Source organism: Burkholderia sp. BCC1638 (assembly GCF_902833195.1).
Taxonomy (GTDB): Bacteria; Pseudomonadota; Gammaproteobacteria; order Burkholderiales; family Burkholderiaceae; genus Burkholderia; species Burkholderia diffusa.
In genome coordinates this window covers 1-17,502 of sequence record NZ_CADFEC010000053.1, presented here as the reverse complement: position 1 = coordinate 17,502, position 17,502 = coordinate 1, and the positions used below count along the sequence as shown (strand labels likewise).

Genomic DNA, 17,502 nt, shown 5'->3' with positions numbered 1-17,502 from the left:
CGTCCGCGGGCCACGCTGAACTGGCACACGCCTCTGGAAATCCTTGCTCAGATTCTGGCTAACCCCACGGATCGCGCTCCTGTTCAGTAACCCGCGAGGTGTTGCACTTCGCCCTTGAAACCGCCGATGAATCACGAGGCGAGAAGCGAACATTCTCGAGCAATACCACTCCGCGCAAAGGCACATGAACCCCGCACCAATCGAGCCGGTGCGCATTGCGTAACGACTGTCGCCGACATACCGGCTTGATCAGCGCCGCGCGTCCGCCGTTGCGTTCCCCGTTGCTTTCAGCCAGTCCTTGAATGCCCGCACGGCTTCGTCTTCCGCGCGTGCAGCCGCCACGTAAGTGAAATAGCGCCACGGCGGTAGTGCCGGTTCGATGAACGGCTGCACCAGCCGGCCTTCGGCGATGTCGTCCGCAACGAGGGCGATCGGCCCCATTGCGACGCCGAGGCCGTCGAGCGCGCCTTGCAGCGTCAGATAGAAATGCTCGAGCGTGAGCGAATGCCGCGGCACCAGATTCGCATGCCCGGCCGCCGCGAGCCACTCGGGCCACATACCGGGGTACGTCGCCGCATGCAGCAGCGTGAAGCCGGCGAGATCGGCCGGCGTACGCAACGGCCGACCCTCGAGCAGCTTCGGCGCGCATACGGGCAGCCGGATTTCGGATAGAAACTCTTCGGCAACATATCCGTCGATCGCCTGCGGGCCACCGCGGACGATCAGGTCGACCTTGTCGCGCAACTTCTCGATGGGCTCGTTCAACGTCGACAGCCGCACCTCGATGGCCGGATGCGCAACCTGGAACGACGACAGCTTCGGCACGAGCCAGCGAAGCGAAAACGTCGCGGGCGCGCTGACGCGCAGCACGCGCTGCTGCCCCTGGCCGAAATGCTGCGCGGTGGCGAGCGCGATCCGGTCGAACGACGCACCGACCTCAGCAAGGTACATGCGACCGGCGTCGGTCAGTTCGACGCGCCGGTTGTGGCGCTCGAACAGTGGTCGGCCAAGCCATGCCTCAAGTTGTTGAACATGCCGGCTGATCGCGCCATGCGTCACGCACAGCTCGTTGGCGGCGAGCGTGAAACTGCCGAGGCGGGCCGCGGCTTCGAACGCGCGCAGCGAATTCAATGGAGGGAGTCGTCGGGCCATGCATCGTTTCGCGTGAAATTTACTCACACGACTGCTCAGATTTAATCGTTTGATCGGATGATCCTGCTCCGCCAATATGGCACACAAACGGCCGATGCGGCCGGAATGGATGTCTGGATTTCTCACATGGAGTATGGAGCATGCCGAACGTGGTGGTGGTGGGCGCCCAATGGGGTGACGAAGGCAAGGGACGCGTCGTGGATTGGCTGGCGGCGCAGGCCGATCTCGTCGCACGCTACAACGGCGGCCACAACGCGGGGCATACGCTGGTCGTCGGCGGCAAGACGTACAAGCTCGCGCTGCTGCCGAGCGGCATCGTGCGCGGCAAGCGCGGCGTGATCGGCAACGGCGTGGCGCTCGATCCGGAAGCACTCCTGGCCGAGATCGGACGGATGGCCCAGCTCGGGCTGTCGGTGACGCCGGACAATCTGTCGATCGCGGAGAACGCCACGCTGGTCCTGCCGATTCACCGTGCTATCGACCAGGCGCAGGAGCGTCTGCGTCGCGAACCCATCGGCACCACGCTGCGCGGGATCGGGCCAGCTTACGAGGACAAGGTCGGGCGCCGCGGGCTGCGGGTCGCCGATCTGGCGGAGCCGTGCCAGCTTGCCGATAAGCTCGACGTGCTGGTCGATCACCACAATGCATGGTTCCGCGGCCTGGGGCTCGAGCCGTGCTCGCGCGACGCGATGCTGGCAACGCTGGTCGACATCGCGCCGAAGATCCTGCCGTTCGTGCGTCCCGTGTGGGCCGACCTCAATGACGCGAACGACCGCGGCGAGCGCATCTTGTTCGAGGGCTCGCAGGCCGTGATGCTCGACATCGACTGGGGCACGTATCCGTTCGTGACGTCGTCGGGCACCGTTGCATCGGCCGCGGCGGCCGGCACGGGCCTCGGCGCGTCCAAACTCGGCCATGTGCTGGGTGTGACCAAGGCGTACGCGACACGCGTCGGCGGCGGACCGTTCCTCACCGAACTGACCGACGCCACCGGCGAAGCGCTGCGCGCGCGTGGCCAGGAGTTCGGCGTCAACACGGGCCGGTCGCGCCGCTGCGGATGGCTCGACGCCGCGCAGTTGCGGCAGGCGGTGCGGATTTCGGGCATCGATTCACTCGCGCTCACCAAGCTCGACGTGCTCGACGGCGTCAAGTCGATCCAGCTGTGCGTCGGCTACGAACTTGACGGCGCACGTGTCGACCATCTGCCCGCGAGCCTCGATGCGCAGGCGCGCGCAACGCCCGTCTACGAAACTTTCCCCGGGTGGGACGGCACCGTGAAGGGAGTACGTGAGCGCGCGGCGTTGCCGCGTGCCGCACTGGATTTCATCGCGCGCGTCGAGACGATCGCGGGCGTGTCCGTGTCGATGATCACGACCGGCGCCGAGCGCGACGACACGATCGTGCTGCGCAATCCCTTCGACCCGATCTGAGCGCGACGCTACACGCGCGATGTGTGCCCCGGCAGGCCGCGATGCGGCCTGCAACGATCCGGTGCCGGTCGTCCTTCGACATGCGGCGCCGCATGAGCGATCGCCCGCCGATGCGGCGCACGGCAAACTGGACACGTCTGCACCGCTGCGGTACTGTTCCGCACAATTCGCGCCAGACCGGAACGTGCCGGGGCGGGCGCCGCTGCAAGGCGATTTCAATCCCGGGGACATGTCGATGGACACGTTACAGATGATGCGCATTTTCGTCCGGGTGGCGGAGGAGGGCAGCTTCACGAGCGCGGCCCAGCGCCTGGACATCACCACCGCCTACGCATCGCGCTCGGTCGCGCAACTCGAAACGCACCTGCGCACCCGTCTGCTCAACCGGAGCACGCGCCGCATCGCATTGACGGATGCCGGACAGCGCTATCTCGACCGCTGCCAGCGCATCCTCGGCTATATCGACGAAGCGGAAGCCGAGGCGGCCGACGCGCAGGCGAAGCCGTCGGGCCGCTTGCATGTGCATGCGACGACCAGTTTCGGTCAGGCCTACCTGGTGCCGGCGGTGGTGCGATACCGGAAGCGTTATCCGTCGGTGGCCGTCGAGCTCACGCTGTCGCAGCACGTGCCCGACATCATCGACGAAGGCTACGACGTGTCGCTCCAATTGAGCGCGACGGAGCTGCCCGACTCGGGGCTGGTGTCGCAGCGGCTCGGCGATGTGCACAGCGTGCTGTGTGCGTCGCCGGCATACCTGAAGGAACGGGGCACGCCGCGCACCGTGCGCGATCTCGAATCGCATGCGTGCCTGCAGATCGTCACGCCGATCTTTCCGCGCGACCGGTGGCATCTCGACGGCCCTGATGGTCGCGAGACGTTCGAACTGCCGCTGCCGGATTTCCAGGTCAATATCGCCGATGCGCTCGGCGCCGCATTGCGCGCCGGCCTCGGGATCGGCTCATTGCCGATGTCGACCGCGGTGCCTGCACTGGCGAGCGGTGCGCTGGTTCGCGTGTTGCCCGAGTACCGGCTGCAGAAGCTGACGGTCTATACGCTGTATGCGTCGCGCCAGTACCTCGATGCAAAGATCCGCACGTTCGTCGATTTCCTGCGCGAATGCGTGCCCGAAATGCTGTCTGCCGACGAGGCGGCGCTGCGCGGTTCCTGCGAGTCCTGAGCGAAGGTGGACAACGAGTGACGGGTCGAATGACCCGGCACTCGCAAACGCGGTCCGTGAATCGACGTTCGGCCGCACAGGATATTTTGCATACCGAACTTGATGACGAGGGCGCGGCCGAGCTTTCGAAACGGTGGTGTATTGCGGAGCCGGCCGTGGCACTCACATTCCGTCGTGCGCTTCGGTGTCGAACCCGTGACGCGCGAGACGGTCGCATAACGCATTCGCTCCATAAAACGACGACGCCACGGCTGCAAGGCCGTGGCGTTCGCTTCATGTGCATCGCAGCTCAGCAGCGGTGGAGATCCGCTGCGATATTACTGCTGCTTGTCCCAGAGCGTGCGCCCGAAGAACGTGAGTGTGCGATCCCACGCGATCTGCGACCACACCGGATCGAACTGCGTGCCGCCGATGCGGCCCGGGCCGACAGCCGTTTCGTTCGCGAACCCGTGATGCGCGAGATAGCGGTGGAATTCGACGTTGACCTTTGCGTCGGTCAGCTTCTTCTCCAGCGCATCGACCTGGTCGATCGCGAAGAACGCATCCTGCGTGCCCCAGTGGCCCATCAGCGGCACTTTGATCTTCGACGGATCGAGGTAGTCGAGCGGGGGGAAGCCATACCAGGTAACGCCGGCGTCCGCATCGGCGAACTGCAGCGACAGCAGCGTGAGAGCGCCGCCCATGCAGAAGCCGGTGATCGCCACGCGCGACGCGCGCGTCTTCAGGTATTGCACCGCGCCGGGAATGTCCTGCGATGCCGCATCGCCGAAATCGAGGCCCGTCATCAGGTGATGCGCTTCTTCCTCCTCGACGGTCGACTTGCCGCGATACAGGTCGGGCACGAGCGCAATGTAGCCGCAGCGCGCGAGGCGATCGGCGACGCCGCGAATCTGGTCATTCAGGCCCCACCACTCCTGAATGACGACGACCGCGGGTGTACCTTCGGTCTTTTCCGGCGTGGCGAGGTAGCCCTGCAGTTCCTGGCCGTCCGGACGCCGAAACGTGATCATGGAACCGGATGTTTGAGACATGAAACCGCTCCTTTTCGAAAAATGCGATGAGTGCGGCATCGGATCGGCCAGCGAGTGGGTATGCCCGGTGAGTCGAGGCTTCGCTCGCGTTCGCTTCGGCCGGCGCCGACCACGCGGCCATTCTATGCGCAAACACCGGCGGTCTGCGTGAACGGCGCGTTGCGGCGGCCGATCCGCGCCCACGCGTCGGTTGGGCTGCGTGCAGCGCGCATGTCGCGTGCACCGAAAGCGAAACACCCCGCCCCGGTGAACGGGAGCGGGGTGCTTCGTCGGCAGCGGGCGTATCGCGGTATGCGCAGCGTGCGGCGGTCTTACTGACCGAAATAGACCGAGTCGTGAGCGTTCTGCTTGACCGCGATCGCGCGGCCAGTACGCACGCCGGCCGCAGCCTGTGCGCCGTAACCCGTCGAGTCGCTGTTGGTCACGCGTGCCTGCGCGGTCTGCAGCGCATTCGGATAGTGGACGTCGGACACTTCCGGCTTGTACCCGGCCTGTTCGAGCTGGACGAGTTCTGCGCGGACCTGAGCGCGCGTCAGTTGGTCCGATGGGTTCGACTGAGCGAATGCGCCAAGGGATGCGGACAGGGCAGCAGCAGCGGCGACTGCGTAGATGAACGACTTCATGGTGACCTCCGGTTTTCGTAGATTTCGCGCTTCGCTGGTTACGTTGAGCGGTTGATTGCATCGTAGCGATCGCGATACCGGTCGGAAATACGCGTTCCAGCGAATAATTATTGCAACTGGGTAAACGATTCAAGGGAGAAATGGGGTTTTGTCTGATGATTGTTGGGGTGCATGATGGCGGTCGCGGGTTGCAGTTGGCGCAGCATCGTCGGAGGACCGGATGAATTCGCAAGGCATGTTGGCGCAGAACCGATGGGCGGGCGCGCTCCGGGAGGGCGACCGCAGGCCGATCCCGTTCGGTAGATGGTCAAATTGAATCGGATACCGAAGTATCGATGGCGGGCACGGAAATTCGCTTGCCCAATCGCTTTGCAATTGAGACAGGACTTTGCCTTCATACGCCGACGGGAATGTTCGTGCCGTTTCGCTGCGCGTCTCGCATTACCCTTGGACGACCGCCTGTCGTTTCCGGTATTCGGCAGGTTTGATCCCGACATGCCTGGAACGACTGACTGAGCGTATAGACATTCGCGAAGCCGAATTTCGCGGTGACCTGCTTCGGCGTTTCATGGCCGTTTTCGAGCAACTGGCGGGTTGCTGAGACACGGGACGCTTCGACCCAACGCGGCCGATGTGCTGGTCGACAAGGATCCGCGTTTCCAGGCAGGCAATTTCTGCAACGTGATCCGATCGTCGGCGTGGGCCGGCCGATCGGTCGGTGGTGGGGAGGGACGCATGCCACACTTGATGCCCGAGACGGGCGGGTGCCGCTTTGCCAATAGTTATTCATCAGAAAAATTGTTACGTGACAACTTCATGACGTCAGCGCGCGGTTTGATATATGTGATTTCGCGATTTCCGCTCCACGGCGAATCTTCAACCACGCGTGATGGGGCAGGGCCGCGAGCAGGAAAGCCGCTTCGCCGCCACTAGGAACCGCCGGCCGTCGGGGGCGGCCACCGACCGAATTCGCCCGTCTTCGGCAAAACGCCTATAATGATTGGGCAAATTGCCGGAGAAGAGCCATGAGTACGATCGCGTTTCATCCGTCGGGCGTTGCGCACCCGCGCCAGGCCGAGTTCACGATCCTCGAGCAGCTGCTCGCGATTCGCGTGCGCTCGGGCGCCGATCTCGCCGAGCTGGCGAGCGCGCGCGTCGACGTCGCGGTGATCGACCGGCTGTCGGAGCGCGGCCTGAAGTCCGATGAACTCGCTTTCATCATCCCGCGGCGCACGCTGAGCCATCGCCGCCAGGCGCACGAGCGCCTGTCACCGGAGGAATCCGACAAGGCGATCCGGTTGGCGCGCATCGTCGCACAGGCGACGGCCACGTTCGGCGACCAGGACAAGGCGATGGCGTGGCTGCGCAACGGGCTCCAGCGCTTCGGCGGACGCACGTCGCTCGACATGTCGAGTACCGAGCATGGCGCGCGACTCGTCGAAGAAGCCCTCACGCAGATCGACGAGGGGTACTTCGCTTGACGACGCTGTGGCGGATCAGCAATTACGCGGACCTGAAAGGCGTCGGCGGATTGCGGGCCGGCGGGCGCTGGCATTTTGCCGGGCAGCCTGTCGTCTACCTCGCCGAGCATCCGGCGCTCGCGCTGCTCGAGACGCTCGTTCACTTCGAAATCGCTACCGTCGCGCAATTGCCGAGCGGATACCAGTTGCTTCGCATCGAGGTGCCTGAATCGGTGGACGTCGCCGAGATCGCGGATGGCGATGCGCCGGCCGACTGGCGAGAGAACGTCGACTGGACCCGCAGTGCCGGGACCGAGTGGTTGCATACGCAACCGAGCGCCTTGCTGCGCGTCCCGAGCGTCGTCGTGCCGCACGCGCATAACTTCCTGTTGAATCCGCTGCATCCTGCCGCATCCGACATCCGCATCGCGGAAGTCATTCAGTCGCCGTATGACACCCGTATTCTGCGGCTGATCCAGTCGAACAAGGGCGAATAGGACTGACCGCACGTCGTTGCGTGCACAACGCCGATCAGCATTCTCGCGTGTACGGTCGGCGCCCGCATCGGGTGCCCGCGTCAGCCGGATTCGCGTAACCGTTCACAAGCTGGCGAGACCAAGCATCGCGCTGACATCGGCATGCGGATGTCCGTCGAGCAACGGGCGGCGCGCATATGTGTTGCGCAGCACGTGTGGACTCAGGTCGGCTGCGTGAAAGCCGCTCGCGTGCAGCTAGGCAAGCGGCCGCGCAGCTCGAAGTCGTCGATGATCGTGCCGGTCTGCGGTTCGAAGCGGGCACGGCGCTGCGCGTCACCGACATGGAACATGAAGGCGGCGCATGGAAGCAACGATCGACGAACAGAACGACCACGCATCGTGGCAAGTGGCCGGGATTTTTCGATTTACTCTGTGATGTCGATTGCGGTCGCGCGCTGACCAGCCGCGAGGCGGAGCCGTTCGACGTCTGCTGGATGATGGCATTCGACAAAATCGACAGCGATCCCGGCGTGCATGTCCGACGACATCGAGCTGATCGCGAGAAGCCGATTATCTGGCTGCACCGACGGCTGGCCGACACACGTTATTTTGGATGCCTACAGGAATGGTCGCGTTCCGTGCTAACCGATACTTCGTGCCCGATGCGCCGATGCATGCCATCGAGCGACGCCAATCACGCGCCGAGCGCGATGTTTGTCAAACAGTGTGAGTCAATCGTCAGCATTTGCAACTGAAGTAACAGTCCCCGCAATTCAATGGTTTTGGACGTTGGCGCGGCTACATTAGCTCCACCTGCCGCACGTCGCGGCGAGGCATGCGACCAGCCGCACGAAGGCGGCCCGCAGCAACAACGTCTTTGGGGAGAATGACCATGAACAAGATTCGCACGATTCTGCTTGGTGCCGCGCTGACGGCAATCGCATCGGCTGCTTTCGCACAAACGGCGCAGACGGGCGCGGAAGGTTCCGCCGGCGTCGGCGCACAAGTCCAGACGCCGCTGCTCGGCGGTGGTGTGGGCGTGCAGGCAGGTGCAGGCGCGAATGCCGCGGGCTCGGGTTCGGGCGCAGGCAATCTCGTCGGCGGTGCGCTGAACGGCGTGGGCAAGACGGTTGGCGGCGTCGGCTCGGCAGCGGGCAACGCGGTCGGTGGTGCAACGCAGGCAGTTGGCTCGGCAGCCGGCTCGGCGAAGGATGCCGCGGCATCGGCCGTGCACGCGACGAAGTCGCACGTGAAGCATGTCGCGAACTCCGCGAAGAGCCACGTGCAAGGCGCGGTATCGACGGCGGGTGACGTCGCCGGCGGCGCGAAGGCGAAGGCCGGCGAAGCGCTCGAGGGCGCGACGAACGCGGTGCAGGGCGGCGCTTCGGTCGGCGTGAAGGGTTCGGCGTCGGCACAAGGCGGCGCGCTGTAAGCGATACGCTTCTCGCCAAGGCCCGGCCCGCTTCGATGCGGGCCGGGCTTTTTTCATTGGGCGCGCCGCGCATCGTGGTCGCGTTGGTGTGCCGTGGATCGAAACGGGCGGTCCGCGCACCCTCTGCCCATTGCCTGCCCGCCGTGCTTAAATAGCGAGGCTCCCGATCGCCGGGCCGCCCTCGGGCGGCGCAGGTCGATTCAGGCAAGCATGTCCGATCGGCATCGTGACGACAGACGACTCCAAAGTGTCGCCCCGGCCTGCCCGGCGTGGTCCGATAACATTCCGAGGCATCACGATCATGACCATCCTGTTTCGTCTTCTCGCGCTCGCTTGCGTATTGTGGCTCGCGGCGTGCGCGTCGCCGCCCCCGACTTCCGCGAGCGCACCGGCCAGCCAGGATGCCGGCGAACGTCGCGGGCTCGGCACCGCGTGGGGCGAGTCGGTGCATTCCGAAACCCGCAAGGTCGATTTCAAACGCGCGGATCCGACGACGCCGACGGATCTCGCGTCGGTCTACTACAACGATGCACTGCCCGGGCATCCGCCCGCGTCGCGGATTCGCCGGTTGCCGACGCGCGTCGTGCTCGCGAACGGCGACATCGCGTTGTCGTTTACGGACGAGAAAGGCGCGCCGCTGCGTCTCGCGCGCAGCGACGGCCGCTGGCACATGGCGGGTGTCGAAGGCGCACGCTACATGATCGTGCTGCGCAACCAGGGGCGCCGCGCGTTCGAGGTCGTGTCGACGGTCGACGGGCTCGACGTGCTGTCGGGGCGGCCGGGCAGCTATGCGAATGGTGGCTACGTGCTGTATCCGGGCCGTACGCTGACGATCGAGGGCTTCCGCAAGAGCCGCGATGAAGTCGCCGCATTCCGCTTCGCGTCGGTGCCCGACAGCTACGTCGCGAATTCGAAGTACGGCGATACGGCGAACGTCGGCGTGATCGGCGTCGCGCTGTTCGCACAGAAGGAAAGCGATGAGGAAGCGTTGCGTCGCAATGCGAATCCGTTCCCGGGCAACGACGACGGCTTTGCGCCGCCACCCGCGCCGCGCCGCGAGTGACACGCACGGGACGAATGTCGAGGGTGCCGTCGGCCGTCGACTTCGGAAGATCATCCGAGGCATCGCGACCGCCGTGTTTCGGGGTGCAGGTTCGTCGAGGCTGCGCGATCACGCGCGGATTGAGGGCGTGGGGGCGTGCACCTTCCCGACGCCCGCTTTCAGGTACCATCCCGACCCGCTGGTGACAGGTGGCATCATCGCCCGGACGAGCGTTGCATCGCGACGATGCAACGGCGACGGTCCGGTTCGTACCTCGCCCGCGTTGCGTCGCTCGACGGCGCACAATGCTTGTCGACATCGCCCCTTCGTCCTGAAACAGAGGAATCTTCGTGAAGTTCATCCACGCGGCAGACATTCATCTTGACAGCCCGTTGCACGGCCTGAGCGCGTATCCCGACGCGCCGGCCGCGCAGTTGCGCAACGCGTCGCGCGAGGCGCTGCGGCAGCTCGTGGATCGTGCGATCGAAGAGGCGGTCGCGTTCCTCGTGATCGCCGGCGACCTGTACGACGGCGACTGGAAGGACCACAACACCGGCATTTTCTTCGGCCAGCAAATGGGTCGCCTGCGCAAGGCCGGCATTCGCGCATTCGTGCTCGGCGGCAATCACGATGCCGAAAGCGAGATGACGAAGAAGCTGACCTTGCCCGACAACGTCACCGTGTTCGGCCATCGCAAGCCGGAAACCCATCGGCTGCCGGAATTCGACGTCGCGCTGCACGGGCAGAGCTTCAAGGACAAGGCCGTCGTCGACAATCTCGCGATCGGCTATCCGGATCCCGTGCCGGGTCATTACAACGTCGGCGTACTGCACACCGCGCTCGAAGGCTATGCGGCGCATGCGAACTATGCGCCGTGCACGCTGGCGGAACTGCGCGCGAAGGGCTACGACTACTGGGCGCTCGGCCACGTGCACGAGTTCCAGCAATGGTCGGGGCCGTCGACCGTCGTGTTTCCCGGCAACCTGCAGGGTCGCCATATCCGCGAGACGGGCCGCCGCGGCGCGGTGCTCGTGACGGTCGAGCAGGGGCGCACGCAGGTCGAGCGCCTGTACCTCGACGTGCTGCGCTGGGAAGCGCTGTCGGTCGACGCATCCGATTGCTTCACGGTCGCCGACCTGTCGAGAAAGATCGGCCAGTCGCTGGAGGCGCTGTTGACCGTCGACGGTCACGTGCCGCGCGCGGTGCGCGTGACGGTCACGGGGCGCACGCCCGCGCACGGTCTTTTCTTCGGCCGTGCGCCGCAATTGCGCGCGGAGGTGCTGAACCAGATCGGCATCATCGGCAACGAACGGCTGTGGCTGGAGAAGGTCCGTCTCGCGACATCCGCGCCCGAGCAGCCGCAGGGCGAGAGCGAGCAACTCGAGGCGCTGGAGGATCTGAAGCAGATCCTGGCCGACGCCGCGCACGATCCGGATTTTCTCGCGCTGCTCGAACGCGACCTGAAGCCGTTCGTCGGCAAGGTGCGCAGCGACGTGAAGGAAGAGGTGCCGCTGCTGACGATGGCGCGCGCGGGCGAACTCACGGCGCTGGTCGAGCAGGTCGGTCCCGCGTTGCTCGCGCGGCTGGCGAGGGGGGAATAAGCGATGCGCATCAGCCAGCTCGATCTAATCAAGTACGGCAAGTTCACCGACGAGACGCTGCGCTTTCCGTCGGCGGGACAGGATTTTCACGTGATCGTGGGGCCGAACGAGGCCGGCAAGTCGACGATCCGGACGGCCGTGTCGGAACTGCTGTTCGGGATGAAACTGCAGACGCCGCTCGACTTCCTGCATGCGACGCCCGATCTGCGGATCGGCGGCGTGCTGGAGGGGGGCACCGGCGCGCTCGCATTTCATCGTGCCCGCGGGCGCAGCCCGTTGCGCACGCCCGCCGACGACAAGCTGCCGGACGACTATCTCGCGGCCATCCTCGACGGCGCGACGCGCGAGTTTTTCGAGCAGATGTTCGGGCTTGATCATGGGCGGCTCGTCGACGGCGGCCGGAGCATTCTCGATGCGTCCGACAAGCTCGGCCAGGTGCTGTTCGAATCGGCGGCGGGTGTCGGCACGCTCGGGCCCGTGCGCGAGGAGCTCGACGCGCGTGCGGGTGAGCTGTGGGCGCCGCGACGCAGCGGCAGCGCGTTCGCGCAGGCCGAGATGTCGTTCAACGAAGCGGTCGGCGAACTGAAGGCGGTCCAGGTGCGCACGCGTGACTGGGTCGATCGCAAGGAGGCGCGCGACGCGGTCGAGCAGGAGATCGAGCACGCGCGCGTGGAGCAGCGCCGCCTCGAAGCGCTGCGTTCGAAGCTCGAGCGTGTGCGGCGGCTGGCGCCATACCTGAAGGAACTGACGATCAAGGAAGCGGCGCTTGCCGAACTGGGCACCGTCGTCGAGCTGCCGCCGACCGCGTATACCGACTTGCTGAAAGCGCAAGGCGATCTCGCGGCGGAACAGAAGGTGCTCGAGGAGCGTCGCACGGACCTGTTCGCGAAACGCCAGGCGCGCGATGCGATCGATCCGGACGCCGATGCGCTGGCGCTCGAAGGCGACATCGAAGCGCTCGACCGGTTGCGCGGCGCATGCATGAATCACGCTCAGGATCTGCTGTTGCTCGGCGCGGACGTGGAGCGGCATCTGACCGCCGCGGGCTCCGCGGCCGCGCAGCTCGGCTGGCCGACCGACGAGGCGTCGCTGCGTGCGGCACTGCCGACCGCGCTGTCGCTGAAGACTGTCGCGAATCTCTTGCGCGACCACGGCGCGCTGCATCAGGCGCTGGCCGGTGCGCGGGAATCGCTCGACGAACGCATGCAGGAACTCGCGCAGGCGCAGGAACAACTCGCGCGTCTGTCTACCGTCGATGTGCCGGAAGTGCTTCGTGCCGCGCTCGCCGATGCGCAGGGCTTTCGCGGCAGCGGCCAGCGCGAACTGGCGCTCGAGCGCGACATTGCCGCCGCCGAGCGCACGCTCGCCGACGCGCTCGATGCGCTCGGCCAGTGGCGCAGGCCGGTCGACGCGCTGCGTGTGCTCGACGTGCCGTCGGCGGCGCGGCTCGGTGCGCTGCTCAACGAAGCAAGCGAGCGCGCGAGCGCGGCGGCCGCCGCGCGTGATGCACGGGACGGCGCGCAGGAAGAATACGAACGGCTCGAACTGCAGGAGAGACATTTCGCGGAGACCCACAAGGTCGTCACGACTGCCGAAGTGCTGGCGGCGCGCGCGCGTCGCGACGGCGCGTGGGGCGACATCCGCAACGGTGTGGTCGATCTGGCAACGGGCGCGCCGGTCGTCGACGATGCGATCCGGCTCGCCGACGAACTCGTCGACGCGCAGCTCGGCGCCACGCAAGCGGCGGCGACGCTGCAATCGCTGCGTCAACAGGTCGAATCCGCGCGTGCCGTGTTGATGCGCCGGCAGGCGGCCATGGACGAGCGCGAACGCGAGCTCGCCGTGCATCGCGATGCGTGGTCCGAACTGGCGACGACGGCCGGCGTGCCCGGCATGCCGCTGGCGGCGATGGGCGACTGGCTCGCGAAGCGCGACACGGTGTTTGCCGCGCAGTTCGAACTTGACCGCCAGCGCCGCGAATTCGCGACGATCCGCGATGCACGTGCCGGCGCGGAAGCCGCGTTGCGTTCGGCGCTGCGCCTGGTCTCGCGCGGCGGCGACGCCGACGGGTTGGCGGCACTCATCGCGATCGCCGAGACGTTCGTGCAGTCGGCGGAGAAGACGCTTGCGCAGAAGGACAGCCTCGAGGACCGCGCGCGCGAAGCCGAACGCGGATGCGCGACGGCCCGTTCGCGCGCGGGCCAGGCCCAGGCCGCCTACGATGCGTGGCAAGCACAATGGCGCGACGCGCTCGCCGACGCGAAGCTGTCCGCGAACGCGGTGACGCTGGCTGCGGCGGAAGGGGCGCTCGGGCTCGCGAATGCGGTGACGGAAGAGCTGGCCGCCGCCGATGCGCCGCGCAACCGGATCGCCGCGATTCGTGCCGAGCTGGCTGCGCTCGAGGCCGGCGCCCGGCGGCTGGCCGAAGCGCTCGAACCCGAATGGCTGGCGAGCGGCAACTGGCTGGACGTCGCGCGCCGGTTGACGATGCGCGTGGCGGCCGCACGGGAAACCGCGCGTGCAATCGATCGTGCCGACGACGCGGTGCGGCAGGCCGAGGGCAAGGTCGCCGATGCCGCCGCCGCGGTGGCGGGTGCGGACGCACGCATTCAGCCGTTGCTGCAACTGGCCGGCGTCGCGTCGATCGACGCGGCGCTGCCGCTGGCCGAACGATCGGATCGCCAGCGCCAGCTTCGACAGGCCGTCGATGCCGCGAAGGAGGCACTGGTGCGCGATGGCGACGGGTTGTCCCAGTCGGCCGTCGAGGCCGAGGTCGCGGAACAGGACATCGCCGACGTGCCCGCGCATCTCGAGGCGGTGAAGCAGTCGCTCGACGACGTCGGCAAGCGCCTGAACGCGCTCGCGCAACAGCAGGTCGTCGCCCAGCAGGCATTCGGCGCGATCGACGGCCAGGCGAACGCGGCCGTGGCCGAGGCGAAGCGGCAGGAAGCGCTGGCCGCGATGGGCGACGCGGCTGAACAGTATCTGGAAGCAGCGACCGCGAGCCGTCTGCTGAAGTGGGCGACCGATCGCTATCGCGACCAGAAGCAGGGGCCGATGCTGCGCCGCGCGGGCGAGATTTTCGCGGGGCTGACGCTGGGCGAATTCGCGCGGCTGACCGTCGACACCGAACGGACGCCGCCTGCGCTGTACGCGCGACGCACGAAGGGCACGTCGGTCGAGGTCGCCGGCCTGAGCGAAGGGACGCGCGATCAGTTGTTCCTCGCGCTGCGGATCGCGGCGCTCGAATTGCAGCTCGCGAGCAGGACCGCGCTGCCGTTCGTTGCCGACGATCTGTTCATCAACTTCGACGATGCGCGCGCGAAGGCGGGACTCGAGGCACTGCGCGATCTGTCGACGCGAACGCAGGTGCTGTTTCTGACGCACCACGATCACCTGCTGCCGCTCGTGCGCGACGTGTTCGGCGCGCAGGTGAACGTGGTGGGGCTGGAGCGCGAGGCGGCCGGCGCATGACGGCGCGCGTCCCGATGTTCCGATATGTGGGAATGGTCATCGCGTACAGGTAGTATGTGCGGTTCCGAAACGCACGCGACCGGTTCAGCCGGTCGCGGGTCCGGCCACACGAGGGATCAACATGAACAAGCTGGTAGCTGCCATCGCGTTCGCGGCGGACAAGCATCGCAATCAGCGGCGCAAGGACGATGAGGCATCGCCGTACATCAACCATCCGATCGCGCTGGCCGCCGTGCTGGCCAACGAGGCCGGCATCGAGGACGAGCGCGTGATCGTCGCGGCGGTGTTGCACGACACGATCGAGGATACGGAGACCACCGAGCAGGAGCTGCTGCGGCTGTTCGGCAAGGACGTCGCGGACATCGTGATGGAAGTCACCGACGACAAGTCGTTGCCGAAGGACGAGCGCAAGCGCCTGCAGATCGAGCATGCGGCGACCATCAGCCGGCGCGCGAAGCTCGTGAAGCTCGCCGACAAGATCTGCAACCTGCGTGACATCGCGCGACATCCACCCGCGGACTGGCCCCTCGAGCGCAAGCAGGCGTACTTCGACTGGGCGAAGTCGGTCGTCGACCGGATGCGCGGCGTGCATCCGGGCCTCGAAGGGATCTTCGACGCCGCGTATGACGCGCGGCCGGCGGACTGACGCACAGCCATGCAGGCGGCCCGATCCCGCTCCCGATCAGTCGCGCGGTCGTTGCCCGCGGTGGCGGGCGTCGACGTGGGCGGCGACAAGAAGCGATGCGATCTCGTGATCTTGCGCGGCGCGACGATCGTTTGCCGCGAGGAGCGGATCGTGCCCGAAGCGCTGCCTTCACTGTGTATCGAGCATGACGTGGTGGCGGTCGGCGTCGACGCACCGAGCCTTTGGTGGACGGGCAGCGGACGCCGGGCTGCCGAGCAGGCGCTCGCGCGTGAACGGATCTCGTGTTTTCCGACGCCATCGCGCGAGCAGGCCGTGGCCAGCACGTCGGGCTTCTTCGACTGGATGTTCATGGGAGAGCGCGTCTACCGCGCGCTGGCCGACGCCTATCCGCTGCTGACCGACGCGCGCTATGCCGGCGGGCGCGTGAGCTTCGAGACTTATCCGTACGCGATTACCTGCGCGTTGCTTGGCAAGGCGATCGCGTCGGCGAAGCAGAAACGCAGCCAGCGCCGGCAATTGCTGACCCAACTCGGGATCGACGTGTCGACACTGCGATCGGTCGACGCGCGGGACGCGACGTTGTGCGCATTGACCGCGCAATACGTGATCGACGGAAACGCGCACGCATACGGCGATGCGGAAGGCGGGTATATCCGTGTGCCGATCGTCGGCGAGACGATCGTTCTCGATACGCTCTAGTCACGGGCTGCGGCTTGCCGATACGCGTGAACCCGCGACGGGAAGGTGAGCTCTTTCGGGAGAAGCATTGGACATGTCGATGTCGAGGTGTCGAGTAGCGACAGCCGGTCGGCATGTGCGAGGCGGCTGGCGTGCGCAACATGCAACATATATGCAGTTGACGCAGCGCGCGCCTCTCGGCCGGGATGCTCAGTCTTCGAGAATGGACTTCGGCACGCTGGAGAGATCGCAGGCAGCCGCTTGCTCGAAATAGCCTTGCGCATCGTCGATCATCACGACCGCGACGTCGATCAGTTCGTCGAGTCGCTGCAGCAGCGATTCGCGCCATTCGATGTCTTCGTCGCGCTCGGGCGTTTTGTCGAGCTGCTCGATGATCGAGTCGGCCGTCTGCAGGAACGGGATTGCCTGTTGATAGTTTTCGATCGAGACCATCGCTGCGTTGCGCGCGCCGACGAGTCGTTCACGATGCTCGTCCGCCAGGTCGGAGACACCGCTGATGCGGGGCAGGACATTCGAGATACGTTGCAGGAGCGGCGGGACCTGTTCTTCGAGCATGACGGCGCGCTCGCGCAGCGCGGCGTATTCATCGCGGAGATCGGCGTCGCCGGATTGAGTGGTGCTGTCCATCGTCGGTATGAGTGCGTTGTTCGATCGCGGCATGATACTCGACGACGTGCGCTCTCTTGTTTGTGCCGTGGGGTTGTGTCCGGCGCGAGGCAAATACGGAGCGCGGTTGAACAGAGGGCGTATTCAATCTGCTGTATAGGATAGGAGGAAAGAAGGACTCGCCCAGGATTCGTCGTGGGCTCCTTGCGCAGCATGCGGTATGCAGGGCGTCAGGCCGAAGCCCCCGTGCGCGGTAGCGCACGGGGGCTTTTTCAAAATATTTTCACAAAGGGGTTGCGGAGGTCGAGGCGGGTGCTTAGAATCACGCCTCTTTCGCGCTAACGGAAACGCAGCGCGGAGGAAGAAGGGAAGCGGTGCGGACGAGGGCGGTGGTAGAACCCCGGCGCACACGAAGTTGAACCCTCAGCCGTCGCAACGAAGCAGTTCAAAAAGTTGTTGACGAGCTGAAAAAGACGGTTCATAATCTCGCTTCTCTGCTGCTGAAAACGCAGCGCTGCTGGGAAACTTCAGGTTTCTCGCAGAAATGCTCTTTAAAAATTAACAGCCGATAAGTGTGGGCGCTTGATGGCCGCGAGCTGATCTTCGGATCAGAAAGCGAAAGTATCAAGAGTCTCACACTAAAGTAAGTCAGG

General features: G+C 65.8%; 15 protein-coding genes and 3 pseudogenes. 12 read left to right on the top strand and 6 right to left on the bottom strand.

Annotation, left to right across the window (positions count from 1 at the left end):
- Positions 1–249: 249 nt before the first annotated feature.
- Positions 250–1,152 (bottom strand): transcriptional regulator GcvA, encoded by a 903-nt coding sequence (gene gcvA, locus HWX22_RS30630; protein ID WP_175912161.1) that lies wholly within the window; start codon positions 1,150–1,152, stop codon positions 250–252.
- A 140-nt stretch (positions 1,153–1,292) separates the two neighbouring features.
- Between gcvA and HWX22_RS30625 the strand changes: the two genes are divergently transcribed.
- Both HWX22_RS30625 and HWX22_RS30620 read left to right on the top strand, forming a co-directional pair.
- Positions 1,293–2,582 (top strand): adenylosuccinate synthase, encoded by a 1,290-nt coding sequence (locus tag HWX22_RS30625; RefSeq protein ID WP_175912162.1) that lies wholly within the window; start codon positions 1,293–1,295, stop codon positions 2,580–2,582.
- A gap of 235 nt (positions 2,583–2,817) precedes the next feature.
- Positions 2,818–3,759 carry a LysR family transcriptional regulator gene (locus HWX22_RS30620; RefSeq protein WP_175912163.1) on the top strand — a complete coding sequence of 314 codons (942 nt, stop codon included), beginning with the start codon at positions 2,818–2,820 and terminating at the stop codon, positions 3,757–3,759.
- Between the two features lie 317 nt (positions 3,760–4,076).
- Here the strand turns inward: HWX22_RS30620 and HWX22_RS30615 are convergent, their stop codons facing one another.
- From HWX22_RS30615 to HWX22_RS32140, 3 genes and pseudogenes are all read right to left on the bottom strand, one after another.
- Entirely contained in the window at positions 4,077–4,790 is a 714-nt protein-coding gene (locus tag HWX22_RS30615; RefSeq protein WP_175916950.1) for a dienelactone hydrolase family protein, read from the bottom strand.
- A 311-nt stretch (positions 4,791–5,101) separates the two neighbouring features.
- Positions 5,102–5,413, bottom strand: a complete 312-nt coding sequence (locus HWX22_RS30610) for a DUF4148 domain-containing protein (protein WP_059697418.1) — start codon at positions 5,411–5,413, stop codon at positions 5,102–5,104.
- 441 nt (positions 5,414–5,854) lie between these two features.
- Positions 5,855–6,035: pseudogene (locus tag HWX22_RS32140) on the bottom strand (helix-turn-helix domain-containing protein); the annotation flags it as partial.
- A 5-nt stretch (positions 6,036–6,040) separates the two neighbouring features.
- Here HWX22_RS32140 and HWX22_RS32135 point away from each other — a divergent pair.
- From HWX22_RS32135 to HWX22_RS30600, 3 genes and pseudogenes are all read left to right on the top strand, one after another.
- Positions 6,041–6,121: pseudogene (locus HWX22_RS32135) on the top strand (phosphohydrolase); the annotation flags it as partial.
- A 317-nt stretch (positions 6,122–6,438) separates the two neighbouring features.
- Complete coding sequence (locus HWX22_RS30605) at positions 6,439–6,894, top strand: antitoxin Xre/MbcA/ParS toxin-binding domain-containing protein (protein ID WP_006753033.1); 456 nt, start codon at positions 6,439–6,441, stop codon at positions 6,892–6,894.
- A complete protein-coding gene (locus HWX22_RS30600) occupies positions 6,891–7,370 on the top strand; it encodes an RES family NAD+ phosphorylase (protein ID WP_175912167.1) in 480 nt (159 codons plus the stop codon). The genes HWX22_RS30605 and HWX22_RS30600 overlap by 4 nt, the downstream gene beginning before the upstream one ends.
- 105 nt (positions 7,371–7,475) lie before the next feature.
- Here the strand turns inward: HWX22_RS30600 and HWX22_RS32130 are convergent.
- A pseudogene (locus HWX22_RS32130) lies at positions 7,476–7,604 on the bottom strand (site-specific integrase); the annotation flags it as partial.
- Here HWX22_RS32130 and HWX22_RS32125 point away from each other — a divergent pair.
- The 7 genes from HWX22_RS32125 to HWX22_RS30565 all read left to right on the top strand — a co-directional run bounded on the left by HWX22_RS32125 (position 7,565) and on the right by HWX22_RS30565 (position 16,243).
- Entirely contained in the window at positions 7,565–8,104 is a 540-nt protein-coding gene (locus tag HWX22_RS32125; RefSeq protein ID WP_244135327.1) for a hypothetical protein, read from the top strand. The pseudogene HWX22_RS32130 and the gene HWX22_RS32125 sit on opposite strands and share 40 nt — an antisense overlap.
- A gap of 137 nt (positions 8,105–8,241) precedes the next feature.
- On the top strand, positions 8,242–8,781 hold the full coding sequence (locus tag HWX22_RS30590) for a hypothetical protein (protein ID WP_059530850.1): 540 nt from the start codon (positions 8,242–8,244) through the stop codon (positions 8,779–8,781).
- A gap of 301 nt (positions 8,782–9,082) precedes the next feature.
- Complete coding sequence (locus tag HWX22_RS30585; protein WP_175912169.1) at positions 9,083–9,844, top strand: hypothetical protein; 762 nt, start codon at positions 9,083–9,085, stop codon at positions 9,842–9,844.
- Positions 9,845–10,173: 329 nt separating this feature from the next.
- Positions 10,174–11,424, top strand: a complete 1,251-nt coding sequence (locus tag HWX22_RS30580) for a DNA repair exonuclease (RefSeq protein ID WP_175912171.1) — start codon at positions 10,174–10,176, stop codon at positions 11,422–11,424.
- 3 nt (positions 11,425–11,427) lie between these two features.
- Entirely contained in the window at positions 11,428–14,898 is a 3,471-nt protein-coding gene (locus tag HWX22_RS30575; protein ID WP_175912173.1) for a YhaN family protein, read from the top strand.
- Between the two features lie 121 nt (positions 14,899–15,019).
- A complete protein-coding gene (locus tag HWX22_RS30570; protein ID WP_059699304.1) occupies positions 15,020–15,544 on the top strand; it encodes an HD domain-containing protein in 525 nt (174 codons plus the stop codon).
- 9 nt (positions 15,545–15,553) lie between these two features.
- Positions 15,554–16,243, top strand: a complete 690-nt coding sequence (locus tag HWX22_RS30565) for a DUF429 domain-containing protein (protein ID WP_175912174.1) — start codon at positions 15,554–15,556, stop codon at positions 16,241–16,243.
- 189 nt (positions 16,244–16,432) lie between these two features.
- On the opposite strand, the gene HWX22_RS30560 is transcribed toward HWX22_RS30565, so the two are convergent.
- Positions 16,433–16,870, bottom strand: coding sequence for an ATPase (locus HWX22_RS30560; protein ID WP_244135326.1), 438 nt, complete (start codon positions 16,868–16,870; stop codon positions 16,433–16,435).
- Positions 16,871–17,502: the final 632 nt, after the last annotated feature.

Bases quoted from the DNA above. Each gene is read 5' to 3' on its own strand.
- gcvA (WP_175912161.1), bottom strand. From the start codon at position 1,152: ATGGCCCGACGACTCCCTCCATTGAATTCGCTGCGCGCGTTCGAAGCC.
- HWX22_RS30625 (WP_175912162.1), top strand. From the start codon at position 1,293: ATGCCGAACGTGGTGGTGGTGGGCGCCCAATGGGGTGACGAAGGCAAG.
- HWX22_RS30620 (WP_175912163.1), top strand. From the start codon at position 2,818: ATGGACACGTTACAGATGATGCGCATTTTCGTCCGGGTGGCGGAGGAG.
- HWX22_RS30615 (WP_175916950.1), bottom strand. From the start codon at position 4,790: ATGTCTCAAACATCCGGTTCCATGATCACGTTTCGGCGTCCGGACGGC.
- HWX22_RS30610 (WP_059697418.1), bottom strand. From the start codon at position 5,413: ATGAAGTCGTTCATCTACGCAGTCGCCGCTGCTGCTGCCCTGTCCGCA.
- HWX22_RS30605 (WP_006753033.1), top strand. From the start codon at position 6,439: ATGAGTACGATCGCGTTTCATCCGTCGGGCGTTGCGCACCCGCGCCAG.
- HWX22_RS30590 (WP_059530850.1), top strand. From the start codon at position 8,242: ATGAACAAGATTCGCACGATTCTGCTTGGTGCCGCGCTGACGGCAATC.
- HWX22_RS30585 (WP_175912169.1), top strand. From the start codon at position 9,083: ATGACCATCCTGTTTCGTCTTCTCGCGCTCGCTTGCGTATTGTGGCTC.
- HWX22_RS30575 (WP_175912173.1), top strand. From the start codon at position 11,428: ATGCGCATCAGCCAGCTCGATCTAATCAAGTACGGCAAGTTCACCGAC.
- HWX22_RS30570 (WP_059699304.1), top strand. From the start codon at position 15,020: ATGAACAAGCTGGTAGCTGCCATCGCGTTCGCGGCGGACAAGCATCGC.
- HWX22_RS30565 (WP_175912174.1), top strand. From the start codon at position 15,554: ATGCAGGCGGCCCGATCCCGCTCCCGATCAGTCGCGCGGTCGTTGCCC.
- HWX22_RS30560 (WP_244135326.1), bottom strand. From the start codon at position 16,870: ATGGACAGCACCACTCAATCCGGCGACGCCGATCTCCGCGATGAATAC.